19 protein-coding genes, 1 tRNA gene and 3 pseudogenes are annotated in these 22,859 nt (G+C 63.7%); 11 read left to right on the forward strand and 12 right to left on the reverse strand.

Going from position 1 to position 22,859, the window contains the following annotated elements:
• Positions 1 to 9 precede the first annotated feature (9 nt).
• Together G5B40_RS02430 and G5B40_RS02435 are read left to right on the forward strand one after the other, a co-directional pair.
• Entirely contained in the window at positions 10 to 579 is a 570-nt protein-coding gene (locus G5B40_RS02430) for an Hsp20/alpha crystallin family protein (RefSeq protein WP_165094554.1), read from the forward strand.
• A 706-nt stretch (positions 580 to 1,285) separates the two neighbouring features.
• Positions 1,286 to 1,822 carry a dihydrofolate reductase family protein gene (locus tag G5B40_RS02435; protein ID WP_165094557.1) on the forward strand — a complete coding sequence of 179 codons (537 nt, stop codon included), beginning with the start codon at positions 1,286 to 1,288 and terminating at the stop codon, positions 1,820 to 1,822.
• Positions 1,823 to 2,243: 421 nt separating this feature from the next.
• Here G5B40_RS02435 and G5B40_RS02440 read toward each other — a convergent pair whose 3' ends face one another.
• The 4 genes from G5B40_RS02440 to G5B40_RS02455 form a co-directional block, all read right to left on the reverse strand.
• Entirely contained in the window at positions 2,244 to 3,956 is a 1,713-nt protein-coding gene (locus G5B40_RS02440; protein ID WP_165094559.1) for a thiamine pyrophosphate-binding protein, read from the reverse strand.
• Positions 3,957 to 4,617: 661 nt separating this feature from the next.
• Positions 4,618 to 4,929, reverse strand: coding sequence for a type II toxin-antitoxin system RelE/ParE family toxin (locus G5B40_RS02445; RefSeq protein WP_165094562.1), 312 nt, complete (start codon positions 4,927 to 4,929; stop codon positions 4,618 to 4,620).
• A 4-nt stretch (positions 4,930 to 4,933) separates the two neighbouring features.
• The gene (locus tag G5B40_RS02450; RefSeq protein ID WP_165094564.1) at positions 4,934 to 5,188 is read right to left on the reverse strand and encodes a ribbon-helix-helix domain-containing protein; all 255 of its coding nucleotides are present in this window, start codon (positions 5,186 to 5,188) and stop codon (positions 4,934 to 4,936) included.
• A gap of 76 nt (positions 5,189 to 5,264) precedes the next feature.
• Positions 5,265 to 5,576 carry an XRE family transcriptional regulator gene (locus G5B40_RS02455; RefSeq protein WP_165094567.1) on the reverse strand — a complete coding sequence of 104 codons (312 nt, stop codon included), beginning with the start codon at positions 5,574 to 5,576 and terminating at the stop codon, positions 5,265 to 5,267.
• A 197-nt stretch (positions 5,577 to 5,773) separates the two neighbouring features.
• On the opposite strand from G5B40_RS02455, the pseudogene G5B40_RS21460 reads away from it, so the two are divergent.
• The 3 pseudogenes from G5B40_RS21460 to G5B40_RS02465 form a co-directional block, all read left to right on the forward strand.
• A pseudogene (locus tag G5B40_RS21460) lies at positions 5,774 to 6,103 on the forward strand (recombinase family protein); the annotation flags it as partial.
• 289 nt (positions 6,104 to 6,392) lie between these two features.
• Positions 6,393 to 6,587 (forward strand): annotated as a pseudogene (locus G5B40_RS21495) (plasmid partitioning protein RepB C-terminal domain-containing protein); the annotation flags it as partial.
• 63 nt (positions 6,588 to 6,650) lie between these two features.
• Positions 6,651 to 7,385, forward strand: a pseudogene (locus tag G5B40_RS02465) (integrase core domain-containing protein); the annotation flags it as partial.
• Between the two features lie 110 nt (positions 7,386 to 7,495).
• Here G5B40_RS02465 and G5B40_RS02470 read toward each other — a convergent pair.
• From G5B40_RS02470 to G5B40_RS20945, 3 genes are all read right to left on the reverse strand, one after another.
• Positions 7,496 to 8,767 (reverse strand): tetratricopeptide repeat protein, encoded by a 1,272-nt coding sequence (locus G5B40_RS02470; RefSeq protein WP_165094573.1) that lies wholly within the window; start codon positions 8,765 to 8,767, stop codon positions 7,496 to 7,498.
• A 133-nt stretch (positions 8,768 to 8,900) separates the two neighbouring features.
• Positions 8,901 to 9,926 (reverse strand): IS1595 family transposase, encoded by a 1,026-nt coding sequence (locus tag G5B40_RS02475; RefSeq protein ID WP_165094576.1) that lies wholly within the window; start codon positions 9,924 to 9,926, stop codon positions 8,901 to 8,903.
• A gap of 112 nt (positions 9,927 to 10,038) precedes the next feature.
• Positions 10,039 to 10,515: a hypothetical protein gene (locus G5B40_RS20945; RefSeq protein WP_246209683.1), complete on the reverse strand. Its 477-nt coding sequence runs from the start codon at positions 10,513 to 10,515 to the stop codon at positions 10,039 to 10,041.
• Here G5B40_RS20945 and G5B40_RS02485 point away from each other — a divergent pair.
• Positions 10,514 to 10,963, forward strand: coding sequence for a hypothetical protein (locus G5B40_RS02485; RefSeq protein WP_165094578.1), 450 nt, complete (start codon positions 10,514 to 10,516; stop codon positions 10,961 to 10,963). The two genes, G5B40_RS20945 and G5B40_RS02485, sit on opposite strands and share 2 nt — an antisense overlap.
• A gap of 256 nt (positions 10,964 to 11,219) precedes the next feature.
• Here G5B40_RS02485 and G5B40_RS02490 read toward each other — a convergent pair.
• Positions 11,220 to 11,309 (reverse strand) — tRNA-Ser (locus tag G5B40_RS02490).
• A gap of 114 nt (positions 11,310 to 11,423) precedes the next feature.
• Complete coding sequence (locus G5B40_RS02495) at positions 11,424 to 12,287, reverse strand: prephenate dehydratase (RefSeq protein WP_165094581.1); 864 nt, start codon at positions 12,285 to 12,287, stop codon at positions 11,424 to 11,426.
• A 129-nt stretch (positions 12,288 to 12,416) separates the two neighbouring features.
• Between G5B40_RS02495 and G5B40_RS02500 the strand changes: the two genes are divergently transcribed.
• On the forward strand, positions 12,417 to 13,040 hold the full coding sequence (locus tag G5B40_RS02500) for a c-type cytochrome (protein WP_165094583.1): 624 nt from the start codon (positions 12,417 to 12,419) through the stop codon (positions 13,038 to 13,040).
• A gap of 200 nt (positions 13,041 to 13,240) precedes the next feature.
• On the opposite strand, the gene G5B40_RS02505 is transcribed toward G5B40_RS02500, so the two are convergent.
• A complete protein-coding gene (locus G5B40_RS02505) occupies positions 13,241 to 14,347 on the reverse strand; it encodes an OmpA family protein (RefSeq protein ID WP_165094585.1) in 1,107 nt (368 codons plus the stop codon).
• Between the two features lie 204 nt (positions 14,348 to 14,551).
• Here G5B40_RS02505 and G5B40_RS02510 point away from each other — a divergent pair, with 204 nt between their 5' ends.
• Entirely contained in the window at positions 14,552 to 16,057 is a 1,506-nt protein-coding gene (locus G5B40_RS02510) for a caspase family protein (protein WP_165094587.1), read from the forward strand.
• Between the two features lie 6 nt (positions 16,058 to 16,063).
• On the opposite strand, the gene G5B40_RS02515 is transcribed toward G5B40_RS02510, so the two are convergent.
• Entirely contained in the window at positions 16,064 to 17,272 is a 1,209-nt protein-coding gene (locus G5B40_RS02515; RefSeq protein WP_165094589.1) for a mandelate racemase/muconate lactonizing enzyme family protein, read from the reverse strand.
• Positions 17,273 to 17,282: 10 nt separating this feature from the next.
• On the reverse strand, positions 17,283 to 18,359 hold the full coding sequence (locus G5B40_RS02520; RefSeq protein WP_165094591.1) for a zinc-binding dehydrogenase: 1,077 nt from the start codon (positions 18,357 to 18,359) through the stop codon (positions 17,283 to 17,285).
• Positions 18,360 to 18,553: 194 nt separating this feature from the next.
• Here G5B40_RS02520 and G5B40_RS02525 point away from each other — a divergent pair, with 194 nt between their 5' ends.
• The 3 genes from G5B40_RS02525 to G5B40_RS02535 all read left to right on the forward strand — a co-directional run bounded on the left by G5B40_RS02525 (position 18,554) and on the right by G5B40_RS02535 (position 22,850).
• Positions 18,554 to 20,410 carry an extracellular solute-binding protein gene (locus tag G5B40_RS02525; protein ID WP_246209684.1) on the forward strand — a complete coding sequence of 619 codons (1,857 nt, stop codon included), beginning with the start codon at positions 18,554 to 18,556 and terminating at the stop codon, positions 20,408 to 20,410.
• A complete protein-coding gene (locus G5B40_RS02530; RefSeq protein ID WP_165094596.1) occupies positions 20,407 to 22,245 on the forward strand; it encodes an extracellular solute-binding protein in 1,839 nt (612 codons plus the stop codon). Before G5B40_RS02525 ends, G5B40_RS02530 begins: the two co-directional genes overlap by 4 nt.
• A gap of 68 nt (positions 22,246 to 22,313) precedes the next feature.
• The gene (locus G5B40_RS02535; protein ID WP_165094598.1) at positions 22,314 to 22,850 is read left to right on the forward strand and encodes a CC0125/CC1285 family lipoprotein; all 537 of its coding nucleotides are present in this window, start codon (positions 22,314 to 22,316) and stop codon (positions 22,848 to 22,850) included.
• Positions 22,851 to 22,859: the final 9 nt, after the last annotated feature.

A 22,859-nucleotide genomic window follows, 5' to 3' on the forward strand; every position in this document is an offset into this window, starting at 1 on the left:
GATGTGGGTATGAGAACGAGCTCTGATATCACCTTGTATGCGCCCGCCGACTGGTGGCGCATTTCTGACGCTCCTGCGCCTTTCTACCGGCGCGTTGCGGCGCATGATCCTTTCCGGGTCGTCCAGGAGAGGTTCAACCGCTTGCTCGACGAGTTTCTGCCGCCTTCACCGTCAGGCCGGGAGGCGCGCTGGACCAATGCGGTCCGTCCCGCGATGACCGTCACCGAGAGCGACGAGTCGATCGTCGTCAGGGCCAGTCTGCCGGGGTTGAGGGAACGGGATGTCGAGGTTCAGCTGGATGACAGGGGGCTCACGATCCGGGCGGAACGCAGCGCGTTTTCGGTGGATCGCGGACGCCGTTTCGCAATGGGCGTTCACGGGAGCTTCGAGCGGCGCATCCCCCTGCCGGCGGGCGTCGATCCCGATCTCGCAGAGGCCGAGTTCCGCGATGGGGCGCTGACCGTCACTCTGCCCAGGACGCGGGTGATGCGCCTCAGAGAAAAAGGCGGCGCCCTGAAAGAGCGGCTGCGGTCGTGGTGGTCGCGGCTTCGGGGCAAGGACGCGTCGCGCCAGTCCTGACCGCTTGCGGGAGAAGATGGGATGGACCCGGCTCGCGGCGGACGCATTTTCTAGTTCGTCGCTCCGCCGCAAGCTGGCCGCGCTGGCGCGCAAGCCTCCCAGGCCGGATCACGCCCTCGGTCTCGACCAGCCAATATGGAAGATGACAGTGAATGGCGTGCGCGCCGACATGGCGGTTCGAAGCGCCAGGCCTGAAGCCAGGTCTATCTCGGGATCGAAGAGGGAAGACCGGAGATTCGGGTGGCCCAGATCGCTTCGAGATACTTCGGCCGCGCGCTCTGACCTCGATGGGGCGGCTACCGCCGCCCGCCCCTTGTCGGAGCAAATGCATACTGTCGGAGTGGAGCCTCACAGCGCGGGGTTTCGACCGTCCGGTCGCCGGGCTCCATATCCGTAGCGCCGCACCGAACCGCAAGACCACGCTCGGCGTATCCGTCACGGAAGTCGCGGGGCAGATCCGCCCGACAAAAAGGACCCTCGGCCATCATCCGGTTTGAGCATCAGGTTCAGTCTCAGGTCTCGTCGCGAAACGTGACTCCAGACATCAGCGCGGCGATGCGGAACAAACTGCCGTTCGCTCTATGCGCCCGGCCGTGATCGCGTCCGCGAATACTTGATCCAGCGAATTATCTCGATCCGATATCGGATTTGATCCAACTATGTTGAGCGGATATCTCTCTATATCAGGTGGGAATAAAGGTGCGGAATGATCACGGGGCATGTTTTCATTGCGACAAGCCTGGATGGCTTCATCGCCCGGAGCGACGGTGACATCGCCTGGCTCCTGGAGCGGGATAATCCAGACGAAGACCACGGCTACGCCGCGTTTATCGCGAATATCGACGTCATCCTGATGGGCCGTGGAACCTTCGAAAAAATGCAATCGGTGCGACCCTGGCCCTACAACCGGCCAGTTGTCGTTCTGTCGGCCACGATGACGCAGGATGATCTGGCCCCGGATCTGGCTGACAAGGTCCGGGTGATTGACGGCGCACCGGAAGCGTCAATGCGCATGCTGCAATCCGAGGGGCGCCGAAGGGTCTATGTGGATGGCGGCCTCGTTATCCAATCGTTCCTGCGGGCGGGTTTGATCACCGACATGGTGCTCACGAGCGTGCCGGTGCTCCTTGGTGAAGGGCGCCGCTTGTTCGGCGGCCTGGCCGGGGACATTCCGCTGGTCCACGAGGAAACCAGGAGTTTTCCCTCCGGGCTTGTCCAGTCTCGCTACCGGATTGCGACATGAAGCGACCCGAGCGAAGGCCGCCCCGGGTCGATGCGCCGCTCTCGCGCGACGGGGTGCTGATCGTCGCCTTTGATTCTGACGCCAGCATGGAGGATGCGGCTGTGTCGTCACACCCGCAATGTGCGCGGAGTTCGGGAAGGCGAATTTCGAGGTGCTCGTTGCTCGGGACAATGCCGTTCGGGGAGCGCTGATCGAAGCGTGCCCGGTTGCGCCGCTTTCCCGCCATCGGCGGGCGATGGTCAGCCTGTCCCTTGCCCGGATTGATTCAAGTAGTTGATCGCGTAGCCCTCGCGGATCGCTTCGGTGATCTGTTCGACCCGCCCGTAGACATGTGCGCTCAAAAGATCACGCGCGGCTTGCGCGTTTCCGGCCGCGATCGCGTCGAGAATTCACGCATTCTCCGCCTGGGTGTGGATGGCGATCAACCCATCCACTGGCTGACCGGGGCCGCCGCATCCTGCAATTGCTGCGAGATCACGTCCACGAGCGCCGCGCCCGGATATTCCAGCGCCGCGCGGATCGCCGTCTCGACCTCGAGTGGGTCCTCCACTCTGAATGCCTTCACGCCATAGGTCTCGGCGACCTTTGCATGATCGGTCCTGTTGAAATCGACGGAGAAGTAGCGCTCGTCGTAGCCGTCCTTCTGGCTGGCCTTGATCCAGCCGAACACCGCGTTCGAGAAGACGATCATCTTGAGCGGAACATTGTGGCGCTGGATGGTCTCAAGCTCGCCCACCGTGAAGCCGAAACTGCCATCGCCCATCAGCGACACAACCATCGCGTCCGGCCGGCCGAACCAGGCGCCCACCGCCGCCGACATGGAATAGCCCAGCGCGCCATGCGCCCGGTTGGTGATGAAATAGCGGCCCGGACGGCGCATCTCTAGATAGGCCGAGGCGTATGGGCAGGGCGTTCCCGGATCGGCCGCTACGATCGAATTCTCGGGCAGCGCCGCGTTCAGCGCGGCGAAGACCCGTTCCGGCCGAATGGGTCGCCCCTCGCTGGCCGCGATCTTGTTGAATTCGGCCCATTTCTCCTTCTTCGCCGCTTCCGCCGCCGGCCGCCCGTCCACCGAATCCGCCACGCGTCGCCTTGGCCGATTGCGGATCGCCCCTCCCAGCGCCTCCAGCGCGAGGCGCGCGTCGGCGACGATGGCGACGTCGGTCGCGTAATTGCAGGAAATCACCATCGGATCGATGTCGATGTGGATGATCGGCACGCCCGGTTTCGGCGCCGTTCCATGCTCGGTTGTGGTCGAGCCGGCGCGGCAGGAGACGAAGACGACCAGATCCGCCTGCTCAATCACGTTACGCGTCGCCGGCACGCCGCCATTGGCGCCCACGACGCCCACAGCGAGCGGATGCGTTTCAGCCACGGCGCCCTTGCCGGTAATCGTCGTGCAGACCGGCGCGTCCAGCGCTTCGGCCAGCTCGATCAGCGCGGCGCCGGCGCCCGAAGTCACGACGCCCCCGCCTACGACGAACACCGGCAGCCGCGCCGCCAGCAACCTGTCGGCGGCGGCCGCGACCGCTTGCGGGTCGGCGCCCGATCGCCATGACGGAGCCGCGCCATGCTCCGGCTGTCCCCAGACATCATCGCCCGCCAGCGTTTGCTTCTGCACGTCATAGGGCAGCCCGATATGGCAGGCGCCAGGCTTGCCCGTCGTCGCCGCGCGGAACGCCGTCCGCATTGTCAGGGGGATCTCGTCGACGGTGTCGATCACCTTGTTCCACTTGGTCAACGGCGCGAACAGGCTGGCCTGATCCAGTTCGGTCAGCGGATAGCGCCCTCGCGCCTTGACCGGCACATCGGTGGTGATCGCCAGGACCGGCACCGAAGATTCATTCGCTTCCACAAGGCCCGGCAGGATATATGTGGCGCCGCCCCCGCTTGGTCCCTCGCAGATCCCGACCTTGCCCGTGACCCGCGCATAGCCGTCCGCCATGTAGGCGGCGCTGCGCTCGTCCCGCGTCAGAACATGAGTGATTCCGTGATCGAGCCGCGCCAGGGCGTCATAGAGCGGCAAACTGGTGTCGCCGCATAGCCCGAAAACATGGCTTACGCCATGCGCCTCCAGCATCCGCACGACCGCGTCCGCGCCGCTTAGCCGATTGCTTCTCTTCGCATCTGTCATGCCGCCACCCGCCATCCGTGAATTATTCTGCGTATAAGACAAAATTCAGGTCTGCATACAATACGGCCACACTGAATCCTGTCGCAGAGGGCGCTGGCATCCGTGGATCGCCACGCACGCGCAGGGTTCAGACGGAAGGTTGCCGTCGTCCCCGAAGAAAGTGGGCGGGTCACCCCCGTTCACGCCCGATGAAAAGAAAGCACTTGCGGCAAGCGTCTACGCCCATGCTTGGCAACTGACCGCGAATAGTGGCTTCGCGCAGGCGGCATACACTGATTGAGCGCAGTCGAGAGGTTCAGAGAATATCGAACTTGAGAGACCGCTTCCGAGCCTCCCGGCGCAGGGGCCAGCGCTCAGCCCTTCCCGCATAACCATAGAAAACAACGGAAAAATCCGGCCAGAGCCGGATCGAGAGAACGCTTCGGCGGGGGCAAGTGGCGGATCGAACGGAGCGCCTGAAAACGCTGCTGGAAGTAGCGACCGGGATCTATTCTGAAATCGGCGAATCCAAGGAGGTTCTGTTCAACACCCGTGCCTACGCTTCCTTACGCTGCTTGCAAAACAATGCATGATCAAAACAGATACAAACCAAGAGCGTTCTGTCCGTCATCGCCAGACCTAGGCTGCGGAGGACGGTCAGTGCGACGCCGTCCGCCGAACGTTATCCGAAGAAAACCTCCTTGAAACGATCAATCTGATGCATCGGCTCATGGAGGATCGTGACAATACCGATATCGCCGTTCGAAAGGTGCCTCCAATAGACGAAATGCCGCTCGTACCGGAAGAAATACCCCTCCACTTCAAATTCGGCGGGCACGGCCCGCGAATGCACACCGCGCGTTTCGATCTGTTCGAACGCGGCGAACAAGCCGGTGATGTAGGTCTCGGCCTGCGCTTCGCCCCACATGTCACGCGTGTATCGGTAGATCTCGTCGAGACGGACGGACGCCGCTTCCTGGATCCGGATCGCCATGCGCTCAGGTCCGGTTCCGGGCGATCACCTCGGCGGCCGTCAGCGACTTGTAGCTATCCTCGGGCGCCGCGAACGCGCGATTCAACTCGGCCTTCAGCCGGTCGAAGGCTTCACGCTCGACGCGCTCCTTGTCGCGACGGATCAGATCGCGGATGTACTCGCTGACGTTCTCGTAGGCGCCGTCCTCGCCGACATTCGTCGCGATGAACTCGCTGAGCGCGCCGCTGACGCGCACGGTCATGGTGGTGGTCCGAGACATGGCGCTCTCCCTACATCGCGTGTGCTCAAGATAACCAATATCGAACACGATACAAGGGTCCGCCGGCCATCCCTGCCTAGCCGTCACCATCCTCCAGAACCAGACGATCCGCCATTGTCAGCAGCAAGACCAGCACGGCATCCGAATGTCGCGCGAGCGACACCAGGTGCTCGCCGCTCGGTCCGCGTTCGCCCGCGAACCAATATTTCACCGTCCGCTCGCTGGCGCCCGTCCACCTCATGGCGGACTTGATGGCCCTGTGAGTCGACCCGAGCTCCGCATGCAAAGCCATTGCCACGGCGGCACGGTAGTCGGCCGGCACGTCCTCTGGGTGCACAAATGTGCCCATCTTCGGCACAACTGTGCCTATCTTCACGCGCAACTTCATATGTTTCTCCGCTAAATGTCTGAGGAGACATGAAAAGCGGCAATCGGAGCTTGGGCATGGGCGAGAGTTAGGAAGCCATCCGCCTTGGGCAGCGCGCGTGGAGTTTTCGGGAGGCGGGCGTGGCTCGGACAAGAACACCGATATCCGGAGAGCCGGCCGAAGCGCCCGAGCGCATTCTGGCGGCGCAATACGTCAGGATGTCCACCGAGCATCAGCAGTACTCGACACAGAACCAGTCAAAGACCATAGGCGAATACGCCGAACGGCGCGGCATCGAGATCATCAAGACCTACTCGGATGATGCGAAAAGCGGTCTGATCATCGGTGGCCGAAGGGCATTGCAGCAGATGATCTCCGACGTCGAGTCGGGCGCGGCCGAGTACCGCGTGATCCTGGTTTACGATGTCACCCGCTGGGGGCGATTTCAGGACGCTGACGAGTCGGCCTACTACGAGTATCGCTGTCGCAAAGCCGGGATGCAGGTCGCCTATTGCGCCGAGCAGTTCGAGAACGACGGATCGCCGACCTCCACCATCGTGAAAAGCGTCAAGCGGGCCATGGCTGGCGAATACAGTCGGGAGCTCTCGGTCAAGGTCTTTGCGGGGCAATGCCGTCTGATCGAACTCGGCTACCGACAAGGCGGCCCGGCCGGTTTCGGGTTGCGCAGAGCGCTGCTTAGCGAGCGTGGCGAGGTGAAAGCCGAACTCAAGCGCGGTGAGCATAAGAGCCTTCAGACCGACCGCGTGATCCTAGTCCCCGGAGGCATTCACCTACAACAAGCGTATCAGCCGGATCGCGCCCATTCAGGAGCACCGGATGATCCTGAAGGCGATCGAGCGCGGTGTCTCGGAGGAAATGATCGCAGCCGCGCTGGACCTCAACCCGCGCAGCATCCAGCGCAAGGTCAAGCTGCTCGACGGTATTTGCCCAGAAGCCGTGGCGATCCTGAAGGACAAGGCCTGCACCGCGGCCGTGTTCACCACGCTGCGCAAGATGATCTCCTTGCGCCAGATCGAAGCCGCCGAGCTCATGGTGAACGCCAACAACTACTCCGTCGCCTACATCTCGGCGACCGGCGGCGAGATGGCGTTGCAGGAGCTGTCGCGGCGCAAGCCGCTCCTGGCGAACCGGACGCCGCCGGAGGTGGAGGCGCTGATCGTCGAGCTGTCGCTGGAGCTGCCGGCCTACGGCCAGGTGCGCATCGCCAACGAGCTGCGCAAACGCGGCCATTCGCTTTCGCCGGCCGGCGTGCGCGGGGTCAGGCGGCGTCACGAACTGGAGACGATGAAGAAGCGTCTGAAGGCGCTGGAGGCGAAGGTGGCGCAGGACGGCATCGTCCTGACCGAGAGCCAACTCGCCGCGCTCGAGAAGGCCAAGGCCGAGAAGGAGGCGCACGGCGAGTTCGAGAGCGAATGTCCGGGCTATTGCGGCGCCGAGGACACCTTCTATGTCGGCAACATGAAGGGCGTGGGCCGGATCTATCAGCAGACCTTCATCGACACCTATTCGAAGGTGGCCTTCGCCAAGCTCTACGAGCGCAAGACGCCAATCACCGCGGCGGACCTGCTGAACGACCGCGTCGTGCCGTTCTTCGACGACCAGGAGGTGAAGCTCTGCCGGATGCTGACCGACCGGGGGACGGAATATTGCGGCAACCCGGAGCGGCACGAATACGAGCTCTACCTGGCGGTGGAGGACATCGACCACTCGCGGACGAAAACCAGGAGCCCGCAAACCAACGGCATCGTCGAGCGGTTCCACAAGACAGTCCTGGACGAGTTCTACCGGGTGGCGTTCCGAAAAAAGATCCCTATTATCCACGAGAAAAAGCAGCTGTGAAAATAGTCCGCGAAGGAGGCTCGCGGGCGGAGCTGCCATCCGCTGCGCTTGCGCCCACGTCTGCTTTAGAAAAGTTATTGTCAGATGCCCTTAACGGCATTTCCGATAATTGCTTTGGGGCGATGCATGGCAAGTTGCCTACGCGCTTCGTCATGACGCCCCAACCGCAGCAGGACACCGACTGACGCATATTCTATCAAATCACGCTGCGCGCGACTGCCACCAAGCCGCGCGTGATCCCAGAGCGCTTTTGTCAAAAAGTCATTCGCGTCCGACCAGTTCTGATCAGCGATGGCACCGAACGCCTCTGCCAGATATCGCACAAGGTCGGCTGCCGGTCCCTTGGCACCTAAAATGATCCGTTGAAGTGCCTCGGATCTTCCTGCCATCGCATATCCAAGTGCTGCATGTGCGTCCGCAAAACCTAAGCCGGGGTTCGGAAACTTCTCTGCGGCATAGTCGCAAACGATCTGCCACCGTTCTTGGGGAACCTCTACACCCGAAAGCTCCGCCCGATATAGAACCGCCGCCAGATCAACCATTACATTTAACGGAGGCCCCCATGCCCCGCGCGGATCGATATCCCGGTCAACAATGCACCACATCTCGTCCGTATCACCACGCGCCAATGCCCAAAGCGCAATATGCCAGGCGATATGGCAATGCATTTGCCCCTCTTTTTGATAGGAGCGTTGCCAGTCCGTGATGAAAGCATAACCCTCCTCTGTCTGGCCTGTTTCGTAATAGAGATGTGATCGAAAATGCGCACCATGCGCATTTCGCGGATTGGCCGTCAGTGATTTATCAATGCTCTTTTCGGCACGGTGGAATTGGCCGACTTCGACTTGCGCGAACCCCAACAGACCTTTGAGCCACCAGTCATCGCCATAATGGGGTTCAAGAATCTCAGCCAGCGCAAGGTTCTCGGCTTCGCGTCCCGGCTCGCCACTGAATCCAATCAGACTCAGGACGCCGAGGCAGGCTTGCGCGATAATCACATCACGGGGATATTCTTGCAATTGATCCCGCGCGGCCTGATATCCAGCGGCGCTTTTGCCGTCGATCAAAAGGCCGATGATCTTGATCTGCCGCGCTTCCCGTTCTGTCAGCGGCCCGTCGCACTGTTTGGCGAGATGAAGTGATTGTTGCGCACCAGCCCTATCTCCGACAAGCTGCCGGTAACGTGCCAATACGACATGTGGGAGGGCGAAGCCTTCGTCTTCTTGGGTCGCCAGTTTGAGCGCGGCTTCAACGCCAATCTCGGCACCGAGAAACCGATCAAGGCCAAGAACATACGCATCTCTGGCCTTTTGCGAGTTCGTAGAAAGCGAATATCCGTATCTGTCTTTCATACCCAGCACCATGTTTGAGCCAATGCTACAACAGTCGGCACGAAAAGTCTGTGGCTTCGCCAAAGCGGTCGCTGATCAGTCTCGCAGCATTCAGAACAATGGGCTCTGAGAGGGCTTTCGTTGCAAGTAAGGGCTACGGCCATCGGAGGCCCCATGCAGGGGTGCGTCGCATCTCACGGCCCACCGCGCCACACAGAAGACCCCGCATCTGGTCAACTACCGGGATCGGTTTCCATACGGTCGTGGTTTCCGTTGATCGGAAGCCAGAACAGGACTTCCGTTTCCGCACTTTCGTCTCGGGGACGCGGTGATTCCAGCGCCAGAGGATCTCATCGAGATAACGCTGAAGGTGCTTATGTCCGAGGCGGTGATACACGCCGATTAGCGCCCGCTGCACCACGGCATTTACCGCCTCAGCGGTGTTGATATGCGCGCCGGTCTTCCGGTTGGCATACTCGCGCTTGTTGTGTTGCACGGTGAAGTGGTTCGCGAACGACGCTCCGATCTTTCGGTAGCTTGAGTTTTTGTCGGTGATCAGCACTGAATTTGGGTCGATCCAACCTTTCATGATGGGCTTCATCGTGCCCCCCTGCGCATTCGGGATCAGAACTGCCCGGGCCTGTCCGTTTCGCGCCGCGGCCACCAGAGCGATCGGCTTTCCTGTTCCTCGACCGCGCTTGTTCTTCACCCCATGGCGGAACTTGGGTTTGCCGCCGATGAAGGCCTCGTCGACCTCTACAACCCCCGACAAACGGCCAGCGACCCCGTGTCGATCATCCATGAGCTCGCGAATGGCGTGGCCAAGTTTCCAAGCGGTTTTCTGGTTCACGCCCAACAGCCGCGACATCACCACCGATGAGATGCCCTTGGAGGACGTCAACACGAGGAACATCGCCGCGATCCAGATACGCAGGTCGAGCTTTGTCGCGTGCAGCGGCGTCTTCGTGGTGACAGTAAACTGACTGCGGCAATCCCGCTCAGCGCACTGATACAGACCCGGGCGCACAGACGCGCTGCGGAGCGGTCGCGAGCTCAGGCTGCCGCAGTGCGGACAGAACCGATCATCGCCCCATATCGCGTTTTCCAAGAAGAGCCGGGCGTGACGCTCCGTCGGCATCCTCTTCCAGATGTCGTGGACGGATTTCAGTTCTGTGATCATGAGCCAGCCTCGTTCATCAAGGGAACCGAGGATATTGGCTGTTTTCAAAAAATCAGAAGCGACTGCGTCTTGGCGCGGACGCGGGCCTATCGAACCATGCTACACAAGCCAGTCACAGACGCGCTGCTTTTTCTCGTGGATAATAGGGAAAAAGATCTACCGCGAGGTCGACGAACTGCAGGTCGATCTCGACGCCTGGATCAGGACCTACAACGAAGAGCGCGACCATCGTTTGCAGCCAGAGCGCTGTCGCCTCCGAGACATGCGCGCCGCTAGTCTCGCCCCGCGAACCGCGGATCTCCGTCGCGCCGTTCATGACCATCCGCCCGCTCATTCGCGCCGACGTGCTGGCGTTGACCTTGTAGAGGAGCGTGGCGCCGAAGAGGTAGGTGCCGTCTGCGGGCGCCACGAAGCGGTTGTTTCCGGCGTCGAAAGCGCCCTGATCGTTATAGTCGGTGTTGTTTATCGCGACCTTCGTCCAGGTCCCGACACCGACATAGTTGTCGTAGTTCGTATAGGCCTTGATCCGCGGAAAGCGCCTGAGGCTTCTCAAGACTCCGCAGACCGAAAGTCGTCCGGGCCACATCATGTGGCCCGGACGCTCCCGGCTGCGCCTGACTGACCCAATCCAAAAAAGTACTATCCCAATGCCAAACAACATCACGCGCCTGCTTCCGAGCAGCTTTCCAACGCAAAACACCCACCGCCATGTCGTCTTCAACGCCGACACCCAGCCGGATGAGCTCGCCCGGATGGCGATTTTAACCGCCGACGCCATCGCCGCCGCCCGCGCTGCGGTCCGAGCCTATGAGGAGGATCCCATTCTCCCGGAGTCGCTCGGCATCACTTTCGCGCGCTGGCCGATCTCGTCCGGAAGCGACAGCTTCTCGACGACGACTTTCGCGAAGCCGCAGAAGAAGCGCTGGAGCATCTCTCAAGACTCAGGACGGACGACCCGCAGATCGAACAGAAGATCGACCGCCTCCGGAGCTCTCTCGCCGAGGCCGCCGCGCGCTCTCATCGAGTCGCGGATCTGATCACCGTCGAGCATGATATCCGTCGGCGCCGCAGTCTCTCGGCGAGGCGGTAAAGCGGGCCGACAGGAGTCGCTTGCGCTCCGGCTTCGGCCGGGGCGCGCAAATATGGGGGAGCGCCAGCGTAGGGGAACGCCAATGGGCGTCGCTGCGCGGGAAATTGTGGAGCAAATTGTGGAGCAAAAACAGGTGGTAGTTTGGTTATTTTTCAGATTGCCATTTGTTCGCAATGCTTTGCGATTGGCTCGCAGTCAAGTCGTGGCGGAGAGACAGGGATTCGAACCCTGGGAAGGCTTGCGCCCTCAACGGTTTTCGAGACCGCCCCGTTCGACCACTCCGGCACCTCTCCGCGATGCGTCGATCGACGACGGGCGGTCTTTAGCGGGGTGATGGGGAGGGTGCAAGGGGTTCCGGCGCGGAGCGGGACACGTTTGCGATCCGCACTCCCACGCCGGGGCAGGGCTCAGCGTCCGTCGCGCGCTGCGCTGCGCGGGTAGGTTCCGAGCACCTTGAGCGAGGCTGTGAAAAAGGCCAGTTCCTCCATCGCGAGGCGCACCGGCCGATCTTCGATGTGACCTTCGATGTCGGCGTAGAACTGCGTCGCGGTGAACGAGCCGTCGATCATGTAGCTCTCCAGCTTGACCATGTTGACGCCGTTCGTCGCGAAACCGCCCATACCCTTGTAGAGCGCGGCCGGGATGTTGCGCACCTGAAAGACGAAGGTGGTGATCGCCGGGCCGCCGGCGGGGTCGGCCTCGATCTTGCGCGGACTCATCACCAGGAAGCGCGTGGTGTTGTGCGCCGCGTCCTGGATGTCGGAGGCGAGCGGAACGAGTCCATATATCTCGCCGGCGAGCTTCGAGGCCAGCGCGGCGCGGGTCTTGTCGCCGGCCGCGGCGATCGCCATGGCGGAGCCTGCGGTGTCGGCGCCGGTGACGGGCTGGATATCCTCAGCCTTCAGGAACCGGCGGCACTGGCCAAGAAGGACAGTGTGGCTCTGCGCCTCTTTCACATCCTCCAGCGTGGCCCCGGGAACGCCGAGGAGTTCGATTCTGACGGGAACGAAATGTTCGGCGATGATGTAGAGACCGCTTTCCGGCAGCAGCCGGTGGATGTCGGCGACCCGACCGTATAACGAGTTCTCGACCGGCAGCATGGCCAGCGCGGCGGCTCCCGCTTTCACCGCGGCGACGGCGTCCTCGAAGGTCGGGCAGGGCAGGGGCTCCATCTCCGGATAGACCTCCTGGCAGGCCTGGTGCGAATAGGCACCGAGCTCGCCCTGAAAGGCGATGCGCTGTCTGGCGGCGGGTGCGTCTGTCGATGCCATGCGTATTCATTCTCCGGTCAATGCGTCGCGCCTTATACGCCTTGCCCGGTCCGGCGGGAAGCTTGTATAGGCTAGGCGTATTTCGGGCGCTCGCGCCCAGGGCGCGCGGACGGTAGAGGAGGGCGAAGAATGGAGCTCAACAAGGTCATCGGGGCGCTTTGCTCTACATTGCTCGTGTTTCTCGGGCTCGGTTTCTTTTCGGAACTGATTTTCGAGTCGCACCACCATGAGGAACTCGCGTTCGCGCTCGCGGTTGAGGATTCTGGCGGTGGCGGCGAGGAGCAGGCGCTCGATATCGGGGCGGTCTTCGCCGCAGCCGATCCCGCGAGCGGCGAGAAGATCTTCAAGAAATGTCAGGCATGCCACAAGCTGGAGGACGGCGCGAACAGCACCGGTCCGTATCTGTGGGGCGTGGTCGACCGGCCGATCGACGCCGCCGACGGCTATGACAAATATACCGGGGCGCTCCTCCAGATGGGAGAAAAATGGACGCCGGAGAATTTGTTCCATTTCCTGGAGAATCCACGGAAAACGGCGCCAGGCACCGCGATGAGCTTCGCCGGCCTGAAAAAGCCTGAGGACCGTGCCGACCTGATCGCCTATCTCAACGAGGTCGACGGGACGCCCGAACCGTTGCCGCAGCCGCAGGCGGAGACGGCGGGGGACGCGACTGCGCCCGAGGGTGGCGCGCCGGCGGCCGAAGCTTCGCCTGCGGACGCCGCCGAGGACGATGGGGCGGCCAGCCACGATTGATCGATTGAGCGCGACCGCCGGCGTTCAGCCGGCGAGAGGCTGCAAAGAAAAACGCCCGTACCGATTTCGTCGGGGCGGGCGTTTCGGATTTTCATGAGGCGTGCGCGCGCGGCTGCACGGGCGGGGCGACATGTCGCGGCAGCGTATCAGAGGCTACCGCCGCGCGTCGACTGGCGCGAGCAGGCGGAGCCTGATCTCTTTCAGCGCACCACCGCGAATTCGATCCGCCGGTTGAGACGCTTGTTGCGCGCGGTGTCGTTCGGAGCGACTGGCGCGGTCTCCCCGCGTCCGGATGCGAAAAGCCGGTCCGCCGGCGCGCCGGAAGCGGTCAAATAGGCGAGGACGCTGGCCGCGCGCGCTTCGGAAAGCTTCTGGTTCGCCGCCGCCGCGCCATCCGAATCCGTATGGCCGATGATGGCGACGTTCAGCGTCGGGCAGCGTTCGATGATGTCGACGAGCGCGGCGAGAAGCGGCGCGCTCTCGATCTTCAGTTCAGCGCCCCCGGACGGAAAATAGATCGCTCCGGCGCGCGAGATGATCTCGAACCGGCCCTCGCATTCAGCTTCGGAAAAGTCTCCGCTCGCCTCCACCGCAGCGGTCGCGACGGGCGCCGCGGCGGGGGCAGGGGCGGGGGTAGCCGTCGGCTCGGGCGCCGCGACGGGCTCCTGCGCGGCGGCGGAGACGATCTCCACCGTCGCGACATCCCGGCGGAATACGAAGTCGAAGCCAACGGAGCCCGAGGGTGTGATCGTCACCTTGGCTGCGTCCTGCAACTTCAGCAAACCCTCGTCGAGGTCGAAATCCGCGACCGGGATCACGATTGCGGAATCGGCGGCGACCGAGACCATGTCGTCGGTGATCAGCGTGACCACGGTGTCCGTCGTGAGTGTCTTGGCGACGCCATGGAGGTCGAGCGTGAACTCGATCGGGATCGTCATCCGCCGCTTTTGCGCCAGTTGTTCCAGCGCAGCCGGGTCCAGCGTCGCAGTCACGCGCGCCTCCGGGAAACGGAAGCTTTCGAAGAAGAGAAAGCGCATCCGCACATTCCGGAGGTCAATTCCAGTATCCACCGATTCGAGCTGGATGACGATTTCCGCCTCGCCGCTCTCTTCGATCGCGCCGGAGAAGGTGGCGAATACGCTTTCCTCGACGATTGTTCCGTTCTTGACGGACTGGAATGTCAGCTTCGACGCCTCCGGGTAAAGCGTCCATCCGGGCGCCAGCGGGTTCGCCGCTGCTACGGCGCAAGAAAGCAATGCCGCGCTGAACGCGCCGGCGGCCACACGGCCGAACCTGAAATTCAACATGTCATTCTCCCCTCGGGGCCAGCGAAGCGCCGGCTCCTGTGGTAGTTGACGGCGCCGGGCCGGCGAGGTCAATTCACACTGGCGCGGCGAGCATGCCGCTAGCGCGCCCGATCACGGTCCTGTTGGCGGCTGGCGCGCGTCGTGCTATATTTCTTGGCCGCATGTGGGCGGCGGCGCCGGGGGCGGCGCATGGGGGGAGAGCACATGATCCGGATCATGACGATGCTGGCGCTGATCGCCGGCTTCGCGATCGCGCCCGCATTTGCGGCGGAGCGGCTTGCGCTGGTCATCGGCAACAGCGCCTATCGCGAGATGGGTTCGCTCGATAATCCGCGCGCCGACGCCGAGCTGATGGCGGGGGCGCTGGCCGAACAGGGTTTCGAGACGCAGTTGCTGATCGACGCCGACGCCGCGTCGATGAAGGAGTCCGTAGCCAAGCTTGGCCGCAGGCTGCGAACGCTGGGGTCGGACGCCGTCGGCCTGTTTTATTACGCCGGGCACGGCGTGCAGGCCAACGGGCGGAATTATCTCATCCCGGTCGAGGCCTCGCCGATGGACGTCGCCGATCTCGACCTGATGGCGGTCGAGGTCGATTGGGTGATGCGGATGCTCGAATTCGCCGCGAACCAGACCAACGTCATCATCCTCGACGCCTGCCGCAACAATCCCTTCGCGTCGGGCAGCCGGTCGGGCGACCGGGGTTTGGCGCGCCTCAACGCGCCGACCGGAAGTTTTGTCGCTTACGCCACCGCGCCGGGCGGCGTCGCCGACGACGGCGACGGGGTCAACAGTCCCTTCACCCAGGCGCTCGCCGCGGCGCTTCACGAGCCTGGAAAGACCATTGAACAGGTATTCAAACAGGTGCGGATCGACGTGATGGAGAGCACCGAAGGCAAGCAGGTGCCTTGGGACAGTTCATCCCTTGTCAGGGACTTCTATTTCACCGCGCCGCCTGCCCCCGGCGGGCCAAAACCGGTTGAGATCAGCCTCTGGAACGCGGTGAGCAAGAGTGGCGACGCTGGCCGGATCGCGCTTTTCCTTCAGGTTTATCCTGAGAGTGTCTTCGCTCCTGACGCAAGGTCGCTGCTGGCCGAGACGATGGCGGCGGATCCCTCATCGATGCTGGGTGCTGACGCGGGCGGCGCGATGACGGGCGCGGCGACGAAGGCCGAGGGGATAGAAGTGGCGGCGCGCGCCGCGACGCCCACGGTAAAGCCGGTCGAGAAAACCTCGGAGAAGCCGACGCTCGTGGATGAGGCGGCGGCATTCGAGAAGGCCCGCCTCGCCGGCGATGCGGTCGCCTACCGCGATTTCCTAGCGGCGTTTCCAGATGGCGTGTTCGCCGCGCTCGCGAATGCGGAACTCGATGCGCTCGGGGCGGCTTCGACGCCCGGCCCCGCCCCTGCGCAGGATCCGGGGCCGATCAGCTTCACCGCGCTACTAGAGGCCGAAGATGCCGCCATCGCCGGACGGTCGCTGGAGACGCTGACGACGAGCACGCCGCATTACCCGCCGGTGGAGGGCCTGCCGGAATCATATTGGAAAACGCAGGAATGCAGCTATTGCCATAACTGGTCGCGCCAGGCGCTTTGCGATCAGGGCGATTTCTACAACCGAAACGCCGCCGAAACGCCGACGCGCATCCGGCATCCGTATGGCGGAGCGTTCAAGACGAAACTTGCGGAATGGGCGGCCGGCGGCTGCAACTGATGCGCCTCAAGGTGTGCGGGGCTCCGGACTCATTTCAAGATGCAGGGCGTCTCCGGACCACGGATGGGCCCGGGCTATGTCTTCGTCGAGTTCGACCCCGATCCCCGGTTCGGCCGGTGGAATGACGTAGCCGTCCTCCCAGCGCATCGGCGCTTTCAGGATTTTGGCGTGAAAGCCGTCCCAGCGCTCGATGCTTTCCAGAACCAGAAGGTTCGGAACCGAAGCCGCGAGTTGAACATTCGCAGCGCCCTCTATCGGTCCGCAATAGAGATGCGGCGCCATCAGCGCGTAATGCGGCTCCGCCATCGCCGCGATCTTCTTCGCTTCGAGAATTCCGCCGACACGGCCGAGCGCGGGTTGCAGGATGGAGGCGGCGCCGGCCGTGAGGACTCGTGCGAACTCATACTTCGTCGTCAGCCGCTCGCCCGTCGCGATGGGGATCGAGGTCGCGCGCGCGATCTCGGCCATCGCCTCCGGGTTCTCGGGCGGGCAGGGCTCCTCGAACCAGAGCGGCTCATAGGGCTCCAGCCGCCGAGCCATGCGCTTCGCGCCGGAGACTGTGAACTGGCCGTGCGTGCCGAAGAGAAGATCGGCCCGGGTTCCCACGGCCTCGCGCAGGCGCCTGCAAAACAGGTCGCACCGCTCCAGCGATTCGAGATCGGGCTGGCGGCCGTCATAGACGGTGTAGGGGCCGGCGGGGTCGAACTTGAGCGCGGTGAACCCCATTGCGAGGTAATCGGCCGCGCGCGCCGCCGCGGCGTCGGGAGCGTCATAAACACTTGCGCCGCCCGTCGCATGAGCATCGGCCCCGTTGGCGGGATAGAGATAGGTGTAGGAACGGATACGCTTGTGGCAGAGTCCGCCAAGGAGGTTGTAGACTGGCTGGCCGGCGGATTTTCCGATGATGTCCCAGCAGGCGATCTCCAACCCGGAAAAGACCGCCATCAGCGTCGGATCGGGCCGGAGCGAATAGCCGGATCCGTAGGTGACGCGGAAGAGATGCTCGATCCGATGCGGATCCTCGCCCTCGAAATGCCGCATGAACACGTCACGCGTCGCGGCGGCGATCACTTCGGGGGAGAAGGTGGCGGCGTATATCTCTCCATAGCCAACGATTCCGCAGGCGGTGGTGAGCTTCACGAAGATGAAATAGCGCCCGCCGGTGCGCGGCGGCGGATTGGCGACGATGAAGACTTCAAGATCGGTGAGTTTCACGCGGGGCCTCTCAGTCGAACATGATGACGTTGCGCACGCCGATCCCGGCGCGCGTGCGGTCGAGCGCTTCATTGACGTCTTCCAGGGGAAAGCGGCCGGTGACCAACTCGTCCAGCTTCAGCCGTCCCGCCAGATAGGCGCGGACGAGCGCAGGAATATCCCGTTCGATCACCGAACTTCCCATCTTCGAGCCGATGATGCGCTGGCCGCAATCCGCGAGGGTGAGCGGGTCGAATGTCGACATCTCGCCGCTCGCAGCCATGCCCACCAGCACCGCCGCGCCGCCGGGCGCCAGCATCTGATAGGCGGATTCCATCGCCGCCGTCGCGCCGACGGTAACGAAGACATAGTCGGCCCCCGAGCCGAGGATCGTCCGGACCTCCTGCGCCGCGGTTTCACCCGCCCTTACGGAATGCGAAGCGCCGAAGCCGCGCGCGATCTCCAGCTTGTCGTCCGAGATATCGACCGCGACGAGCGGCGCCGCCCCAGCCAGCGCGGCGCCCTGCACCGCGTTGAGCCCGACGCCGCCGGCCCCGATCACGACAGCCTTCGCGCCGACCGGCATCTTTGCGGTGTTTGTCACTGCGCCATAGCCGGTGATGACGCCGCAGGAGAGAAGCGAAGCCTCCGCCCAGCCGATCTGCGCCCCGATCGGCGCGAGCTGCGAGCGGTGGACCGTCGCGCGTTCGGCGAAGGCGGCGCATTTCAGCCCCTGCGCCACCGGCGCGCCGGTCGAATCGCGGATCGGCGAGGCGGCGGAGAGAGAGAAGGGCTCCGTGCAATAGGTGCGCTGCCCCGCCGCGCAGCAGGCGCAACTGCCGCAGGCGCGGATCAGCGTCAGCGCCACCCGGTCGCCGGGAGCGAGGTCATCCACCCCCTCGCCGAGCGCGACGACCTCGCCGGCCGCCTCGTGTCCCCATATGGCGGGCAGGGATCCGCCCCAACCGCCGGAGATGAACATCAGATCGGAATGGCAGATCGCACAGGCGCGAATGCGCACCTCGACCTCTCCAGGACCGGGCGGCGCAAGTTCGACATCCTCGATGCTGAGCGGGGTGCGGAACGCGCGGGAGAGCGCTGCTTTCATGACGCAGGTTTCCGATGATCTCGTGTTGTAGGATCCTGACATTCGAGAAGAACGGAGAGCTTAGCTTCGCGGATTCCGAAGCGAAAGGACGCTTTCCGCTCTTTCGCCCCCGGCGCCGGCGCCGCTTGTCACCCACGGTCGCCGCCCCTAGCTTTCCCGAAATGCGCCCTGAACGCGCAACGCCGGAGACCGATATGCCCCTCACCCGCCGCGAATTCGCGTCCACCCTCGTCGCCAGCGGAGCGGTCGCCGTCGGCGGCGCCTGGCCTCGCCCCGCCAGCGCGGCGGAAGTGAACCGCTCGCATGGCGCGTCGCTCGTCGGCGCGCTCAAGTACCCGCCCGAGTTCGCGCATTTCGACTATGTGAACCCCGACGCGCCGAAGGGTGGCGTGGCGAAAATGGGAACGCAGGGCGATTTCGACAGCTTCAACCCCTTCATCGTGAAAGGCGACAGTCCGACCGGCGTCGGGCTGATCTTCGATACGCTGATGGCGCCTTCGCTCGACGAGGGCTCGACGATGTACGGACTGCTCGCAGAATGGATCGAATACCCCAAGGATTTTTCCTGGGCGTCGTTCAAGATCAGGGAGGGCGCGCGCTGGCATGACGGTGAGCCGGTGACCGTCGCGGACGTGATTTTCTCCTTCGAGATCCTGACGACGAAGGGACACCCGCAATATCGCTTCTATTACGCCAATGTGATCGGAGCGCGCGACATGGGCGATGGCGTCGTCCGCTTCGATTTCGACGACATCGGCAACCGCGAACTGCCCCACATCATGGGTCAACTCGCCGTTTTGCCAAAGCACTGGTGGGAGGGGCGGGAGTTCGACCGCTCCTCGCTGGAGCCGCTTCTCGGCTCCGGCCCCTACAGGATCGGAACGTTCGAGCCTGGACGCTATGTCGAGTATGAGCGCGTGGAGGACTATTGGGGGGGGGATCTTCCGGTGAATATCGGCCGGAACAATTTCGACCGTGTGCGTTACGAGGTGTTTCTCGACGCCGATGCAAGCTTCGAGGCGTTCAAATCGGGCGTACTGGAATTCCGGCGGGAGAATTCCGCCTCCAATTGGGCGCAGCAATACGAATTTCCTGCTATTCAGAAGGGGTTGGTGAAGCGAGCTGAAGTAGAAGTCGAGGGGCCGAAACAGGTCCAGACCTTCGCATTCAACCTGCGGCGGGAGAAGTTTCAGGATCGCCGCGTTCGAGAGGCCATCGGGCTCGCCTTCGATTTCGAACGCACGAACAAGGTGATCTATTTCGGGCAGTACGCGCGACCGGTCAGCTATTTTCAGGGCACCGAAAGTCTGACGCCCGTCGGCGCGCCGAAGGGCGCGGAACTCGCGATACTGGAGGAACTGCGCGGCCAGGTTCCGGATGAGGTTTTCGGCCCGGCGTGGAGCCCGCCCAAGACCGACGGGTCCGGGCGCAATCGGCGCCAGCTGAACCGCGCTACGAAACTGCTGAAGGAAGCCGGATACGAGGTCAGGGACGGCGTGCTGACCGGACCGGACGGCGCGCCGTTCGAGATCGAATTCCTCTCGGCGCAGGACAGTCAGGGGCGGGTCATCATGCCCTTCATCCGGAATCTTCAGCAACTCGGGTTCCGCGCGACATTCAACGTGGTCGACGGACCGCAATATATTCGCCGCGTGTCGCAGGACCCCGCCTTCGACTGGGACATGATCATCTGGGGTGTCGCCAATTCCGAAAGTCCGGGGAACGAGCAGCGCGAATACTGGGGCTCCGAGACAGCGGATCGCATCGGCGCGCGCAATGTCGGCGGTGTCGCCGACCCGGCGGTGGACGCGCTGATCGACAGGATCATCTTCGCGACGGACCGCGCGGACCTGGAGGCCGCGTCGAAGGCGCTCGACCGCGTGTTGATGTGGAATTATTACATGATCCCCCAGCTTTATACGCCCTTTGAGCGTATCGCCTGGTGGGACCGGTTCGGGTATCCGGACCCGTTCCCGCCACGCGACGATGGGTTCCCTGCGGTCTGGTGGTGGGACGAAGCGACGGCGGCCGCGGTCGAGGACGCACGGTGATCCGCTTTCTCGCGGGGCTCCTCGCCGCGGCGTTGCTCGCGGCGCCGACCTGCGCGGAGCCGGTCACGGCGCACGGCGTCTCCGCCTTCGGCGGGTTGAAATACCCGCCTGATTTCGCGCATTTCGCCTATGCGGATCCGGATGCGCCGAAAGGTGGCCTGATGCGGACGCGCTCGACCTTCGCGATGGGCACGTTCGACAGTCTGAACCCGTTCATCATGAAGGGCGACTCGCCGCCGGAGATCGGCCTCTACACCTTCGACACATTGATGGTGCGCGCCTATGACGAGCCGGACGCGGTCTACGGGCTCATCGCCGAGAGCGTGACCTATCCCGAGGACCGCGCCTGGGTCGAATTCACGCTCCGCCCTCAGGCGCGCTTTTCCGATGGCGAACCGGTGACTGCGGCGGACGTCGTGTTCTCCTTCGACATCCTCAAGTCCGAAGGCGCGCCAAGCTATCGGCTGACCTATGCTGCGATCGAGAAAGCGGAGGCGATTGACGCGCGGCATGTGCGCTTCACCTTCCGCGAAGGCGCCTTGACCCGCGATCTGCCGATGATGGCTGCGTCCGTTCCGGTTCTGCCGCGACATTACTGGGTAGGGCGCAATTTCGCGGAGTCCACTCTGGAGCCCCCGGTTGGCTCCGGGCCATACCGGATCGGCGCATTTGAGCCGGGCCGCTTGATCAGCTTCGAGCGGCGCGAGGACTACTGGGCGAGGGATCTCAACGTGAATCGCGGCCGGTGGAATTTCGACCGGCTCGATTTCGAGTATTTCCGCGACTACACGGCGGCGTTCGAGGCGTTCAAGGCCGGCGCCTACGACCTCCATGAAGAGTTCTATTCGAAGCTCTGGGCGACGGGCTACGATTTCCCCGCCGTCGCCGATGGCCGGGTGGTGATGGAGACCCTGCCGGACGGGCGCCCCGCCGGCACGCAGGGCTACTGGTTCAACCTGCGCCGTGCGCAACTCAGCGATCCGAGAGTCCGCGAAGCGCTGGCCCTCGCCTTCGATTTCGAATGGTCGAACCGGGCGCTCTTTTACGGGCTCTACCAGCGAACGGTCAGCTTCTTTCAGGGTTCTCCGCTCGCCGCCGAGGGGCCGCCGTCGACGGCGGAGAAGGCGCTGCTCGCGCCGCTGCTCGCCGACCTCCCCGCGAGCGTGATGACGGCGCCCGCCTTCGTTCCGTCGAAGACGGACGGCTCGGGCCGGATGCGCCGGGAGTTGCGCGCCGCGGGGGCTCTGCTTGACGAAGCGGGCTGGAAGGTCGGCGCTGACGGCAAGCGGCGCAACGCCTCGGGCGAGGTTCTGCGCATCGAGATCCTAGACGACAGCCCGACATTCGAGCGCATCACCGGCCCTTATGTGAAGAACCTCGCGCAGATCGGCGTCGAAGCCGTCATGCGGACCGTGGATGCGGCGCAGTATCAAGAGCGCATGAAGAATTACGATTTCGACGTGACCATCGCCCGCCTGCCGATGCAGCCGACGCCGGGGGTCGAGCTCTGGAATCTGTTCGGGTCGGCCGCCGCCGCGGCGCCCGACACCCTGAATCTTTCCGGAGTCGCGAACCCGGGGATCGACGCGCTGATCGAGGCGGTGATTGGCGCGAAAACGGCGGCGGACCATGCCGTCGCGGTCTCCGCGCTCGACCGTGCGCTGCGCGCGCTCCACATCTGGGTGCCGCAGTGGAGCAAGGCCAGCCACACGGTCGCGTGGTGGGACCGGTATGGCCGGCCGCGCACGAAGCCGCCCTACGAACGTGGTATTATCGATCTCTGGTGGTTCGATCCGGTCCGCGACGCCGCGATCGGAGCAGGGCGGGGCGGATGACTCGGGCGCTTTCCGCCCCACCGCGCCGCGCGTAGCACCGCTGTTGCGCGCACTGAAGGAGAGTCGGCATGAGAGTGATGCGAAGACTGGCGGGTTTCGCCGGCGCCGGCGCCGTCATGGCGTTGCTGGCCGGATGTGTCGAACCGACCCCCTACGCCCCGGCGCCGTCAGGCGAGCGCGAGGCCGCCGGCTTCACGGAGACGAAGATCGAGCCCGACCGCTGGCGCGTCGCCTTCGCGGGCAACAGCGCCACAAGCCGCGAGGAGGTTGAGGTCGCCCTGCTTCTTCGCGCCGCAGAAGTAACCCTCGGGGCCGGCGGCGACTGGTTCCGCGTCGTCGACGAGGCGACTGAAACGGATACGCGGCAGGTCGGCGTCGTCACCGGATTTGGCCCCTATCCCTATGGTTACGGGCGCCGCCGTTATGGCGCGTTCGGGTACACCAGTTTCGGCTCGATCGACACGCGTGAGATCAAGAGCTATCGGGCCACGATGGAGATCCTGGTCATGGAAGGCGAGAAACCGGCCGGTGAGCCGGCCGCCTATGATGCGTCCGCTGTCGCCGCCGCGCTCGGCCCGCGCGTGCGGCGGGCCGATGCGTCATAAACGACGCCC

Source organism: Pikeienuella piscinae (genome assembly GCF_011044155.1).
GTDB lineage: Bacteria > Pseudomonadota > Alphaproteobacteria > Rhodobacterales > Rhodobacteraceae > Pikeienuella > Pikeienuella piscinae.

Coding starts and splice junctions, on each gene's coding strand:
- G5B40_RS02430 (WP_165094554.1), top strand. CDS start 10: ATGAGAACGAGCTCTGATATCACCTTGTATGCGCCCGCCGACTGGTGG.
- G5B40_RS02435 (WP_165094557.1), top strand. CDS start 1,286: ATGATCACGGGGCATGTTTTCATTGCGACAAGCCTGGATGGCTTCATC.
- G5B40_RS02440 (WP_165094559.1), bottom strand. CDS start 3,956: ATGACAGATGCGAAGAGAAGCAATCGGCTAAGCGGCGCGGACGCGGTC.
- G5B40_RS02445 (WP_165094562.1), bottom strand. CDS start 4,929: ATGGCGATCCGGATCCAGGAAGCGGCGTCCGTCCGTCTCGACGAGATC.
- G5B40_RS02450 (WP_165094564.1), bottom strand. CDS start 5,188: ATGTCTCGGACCACCACCATGACCGTGCGCGTCAGCGGCGCGCTCAGC.
- G5B40_RS02455 (WP_165094567.1), bottom strand. CDS start 5,576: ATGAAGTTGCGCGTGAAGATAGGCACAGTTGTGCCGAAGATGGGCACA.
- G5B40_RS02470 (WP_165094573.1), bottom strand. CDS start 8,767: ATGAAAGACAGATACGGATATTCGCTTTCTACGAACTCGCAAAAGGCC.
- G5B40_RS02475 (WP_165094576.1), bottom strand. CDS start 9,926: ATGATCACAGAACTGAAATCCGTCCACGACATCTGGAAGAGGATGCCG.
- G5B40_RS02485 (WP_165094578.1), top strand. CDS start 10,514: ATGTGGCCCGGACGCTCCCGGCTGCGCCTGACTGACCCAATCCAAAAA.
- G5B40_RS20945 (WP_246209683.1), bottom strand. CDS start 10,515: ATGATGTGGCCCGGACGACTTTCGGTCTGCGGAGTCTTGAGAAGCCTC.
- G5B40_RS02495 (WP_165094581.1), bottom strand. CDS start 12,287: ATGGCATCGACAGACGCACCCGCCGCCAGACAGCGCATCGCCTTTCAG.
- G5B40_RS02500 (WP_165094583.1), top strand. CDS start 12,417: ATGGAGCTCAACAAGGTCATCGGGGCGCTTTGCTCTACATTGCTCGTG.
- G5B40_RS02505 (WP_165094585.1), bottom strand. CDS start 14,347: ATGTTGAATTTCAGGTTCGGCCGTGTGGCCGCCGGCGCGTTCAGCGCG.
- G5B40_RS02510 (WP_165094587.1), top strand. CDS start 14,552: ATGATCCGGATCATGACGATGCTGGCGCTGATCGCCGGCTTCGCGATC.
- G5B40_RS02520 (WP_165094591.1), bottom strand. CDS start 18,359: ATGAAAGCAGCGCTCTCCCGCGCGTTCCGCACCCCGCTCAGCATCGAG.
- G5B40_RS02525 (WP_246209684.1), top strand. CDS start 18,554: ATGCCCCTCACCCGCCGCGAATTCGCGTCCACCCTCGTCGCCAGCGGA.
- G5B40_RS02535 (WP_165094598.1), top strand. CDS start 22,314: ATGAGAGTGATGCGAAGACTGGCGGGTTTCGCCGGCGCCGGCGCCGTC.